At 68.2% G+C, this 2,548-nt stretch carries 3 protein-coding genes; all 3 read right to left on the bottom strand.

The window, feature by feature from the left end; all coding sequences use genetic code 11:
- Positions 1–11: 11 nt before the first annotated feature.
- From hutU to Q4I23_RS32090, 3 genes are read right to left on the bottom strand one after another with little or no spacing between them, the layout of a single operon-like run.
- Positions 12–1,712: a urocanate hydratase gene (hutU, locus tag Q4I23_RS32100; RefSeq protein WP_498528923.1), complete on the bottom strand. Its 1,701-nt coding sequence runs from the start codon at positions 1,710–1,712 to the stop codon at positions 12–14.
- 43 nt (positions 1,713–1,755) lie between these two features.
- On the bottom strand, positions 1,756–2,181 hold the full coding sequence (locus Q4I23_RS32095; RefSeq protein WP_498528922.1) for a type II toxin-antitoxin system VapC family toxin: 426 nt from the start codon (positions 2,179–2,181) through the stop codon (positions 1,756–1,758).
- On the bottom strand, positions 2,178–2,456 hold the full coding sequence (locus Q4I23_RS32090; RefSeq protein ID WP_498528921.1) for a hypothetical protein: 279 nt from the start codon (positions 2,454–2,456) through the stop codon (positions 2,178–2,180). The genes Q4I23_RS32095 and Q4I23_RS32090 overlap by 4 nt, the downstream gene beginning before the upstream one ends.
- Between the last annotated feature and the right edge of the window lie 92 nt (positions 2,457–2,548).

The raw sequence follows: 2,548 nt of genomic DNA, 5'->3' as shown, positions 1-2,548 counted from the left end.
CGCCAAACCCGTCAGCGGATCATCGGAAGCGTGAGCCCCTGCTCCTTCGCGCAGTCCTTGGCGATGTCGTAGCCGGCGTCGGCGTGGCGCATCACGCCGGTGCCCGGATCGTTGGTCAGCACCCGCTCCAGCCGCTTGGCCGCGGCGTCCGTCCCGTCGGCGACGATGACCATGCCGGAATGCTGGCTGAAGCCCATGCCGACGCCGCCGCCATGGTGCAGCGACACCCAGGTTGCCCCCGAGGCGCAGTTCAGCAGCGCGTTCAGCAGCGGCCAGTCGGACACCGCGTCCGACCCGTCGATCATTCCTTCCGTCTCGCGGTTCGGGCTGGCGACGGAGCCGCTGTCCAGATGGTCGCGCCCGATGACGATGGGGGCCTTCAGCTCGCCCTTGGCCACCATCTCGTTGAAGGCGAGGCCGAGCCGCGCCCGGTCGCCCAGACCCACCCAGCAGATGCGCGCCGGCAGGCCTTGGAAGCGGATGCGCTCGCGCGCCATGTCCAGCCAGTTGTGCAGGTGCGGGTTGTCGGGGATCAACTCCTTCACCTTGGCGTCGGTGCGGTAGATGTCCTCCGGATCGCCGGACAGGGCGGCCCAGCGGAAGGGACCGATGCCGCGGCAGAACAGCGGCCGGATGTAGGCCGGCACGAAGCCGGGGAAGGCGAAGGCGTCGGCCACCCCCTCGTCCTTGGCGACCTGACGGATGTTGTTGCCGTAGTCCAGCGTCGGCACGCCCATGGCGTGGAAGTCCAGCATGGCGCGGACATGGGTCGCCATCGACGCCTTGGCCGCCGCGACCACCGCCGCCGGGTCGGTGCGGCGCTTCGTCTCGGCCTCCTCCATCGTCCAGCCGGCGGGCAGATAGCCGTTCAGCGGGTCGTGGGCGCTGGTCTGGTCGGTCACCGCGTCGGGCCGGAAGCGCGGGTCGGCCTTGGCACGCCGCACCAGTTCCGGGAACACCTCCGCGGCGTTGCCGAGCAGACCGACCGACACCGCCTTGCCGGTGGCCTGGGCCTCCCACAGGATCGCCATCGCCTCGTCGAGGCTGGTGGCCGAGCGGTCGAGATACTTGGTCTCAAGCCGCCGCTCGATGCTGCGGGCGGAGCATTCAACGGCCAGCATGGACGCCCCGGCCATGGTCGCGGCCAGCGGCTGCGCGCCGCCCATGCCGCCCAGCCCGCCGGTCAGAATCCAACGGCCCTTCAGGTCGCCGCCGTAATGCCGCCGCCCGACCTCCACAAAAGTTTCGTAGGTGCCCTGGACGATGCCCTGGCTGCCGATGTAGATCCAGGACCCGGCGGTCATCTGGCCGTACATCATCAGGCCCTTGGCATCCAGCTCCCGGAAATGGTCCCAGGTCGCCCAATGCGGCACGAGGTTGGAGTTGGCGATCAGCACACGCGGCGCGTCCGCGTGGGTGCGGAAGACGCCGACCGGCTTGCCCGACTGGACCAGCAGCGTCTCGTCCTCGTTCAGGGTCTTCAGCGACGCCACGATGGCGTCGAAACAATCCCAGTTCCGCGCCGCCCGTCCGATGCCGCCATAGACCACCAACTCGTCCGGGTTCTCCGCGACGTCGGGGTCGAGGTTGTTCATCAGCATGCGCAGCGGCGCCTCGGTCAGCCAGGACTTGGCGGACAGTTCCGTGCCGTGCGGCGCTCGGATGACGCGGCGGTTGGCCGGCTGCGCGGCCGGCGGCTTGGTGTCGGACATGTGACTCGTCCCTCTCGAATTTTGCTTGATGCGTTTGTTGTTTTCAGACGGGAACAGTGCCGCCGCCCAGCAGAACGGTCAACGCTTCCCAAGGGGTGGAGCGGGTGCGGGAGTGCAGGCGCTTGTCCAGCGTGACGAGCGGCGCGCCGAGTTCCTCGGCCAGCGCCAGATAAAAGCAGTCGTAGGCCGGATGATCGAGGGCCACGGCAATGGAGAAGGCCCGTCGGATCAACCCCGACATCGGCACAAGCATCGTGTAGGCTTGCGGGATTTCCGCCAACGCCCGGTCCGCCTGCTCCTCGCTGATGAGGCCGGACCGGCGCATCTTCCACAAAGCGTTCGTCACTTCCGGCACCACCAGATCGGGGGCGACGAGCATTCCCCCGCCGCTGACGAGAGCCTGAGCCAAGGACGTGTAACCGTCCTGGATCGACCACCTCATGGCGACGCTGGCATCGACGACTTTCACCGGTCGCGGTCCTCGCGAATGAGATCGGTCATATCGACGTGAAATCCCGGCGGCGTCATGGCCGCGGTCCGCCGCATCCGCTCCAGCAGGTCGTGACGGCGCGCCTGCTCGCCGGCTTCGCGCGCCAAGGCGCCTGCCAACAGCAGTTTCGCCTCCTCCTCCGGCGTCCGCCCGGCGCTGCTCGCAAGCGCCTTCAGGCGGTCCAGCGTGCCTTCCTCAACATCCTCAAGAACGATCTTCCCCATCGCGCCCTCCAGACGCTGTCTCTTATACACATCTCCGAGCCCACGAGACTATAACAGCTATCGCGTATGCCGTCTTATGCTTGAAAAGGGGGGGGGGGGGGGGGGGGGGGGGGGGGGGGGGG

Source organism: Azospirillum sp. UFLA03-27, assembly GCF_059803775.1.
The sequence above is the reverse complement of the archived record's forward strand: the minus strand, read 5'-3'. Positions and strand labels throughout refer to the sequence as shown.

Coding starts and splice junctions, on each gene's coding strand:
- hutU (WP_498528923.1), bottom strand. CDS start 1,712: ATGTCCGACACCAAGCCGCCGGCCGCGCAGCCGGCCAACCGCCGCGTC.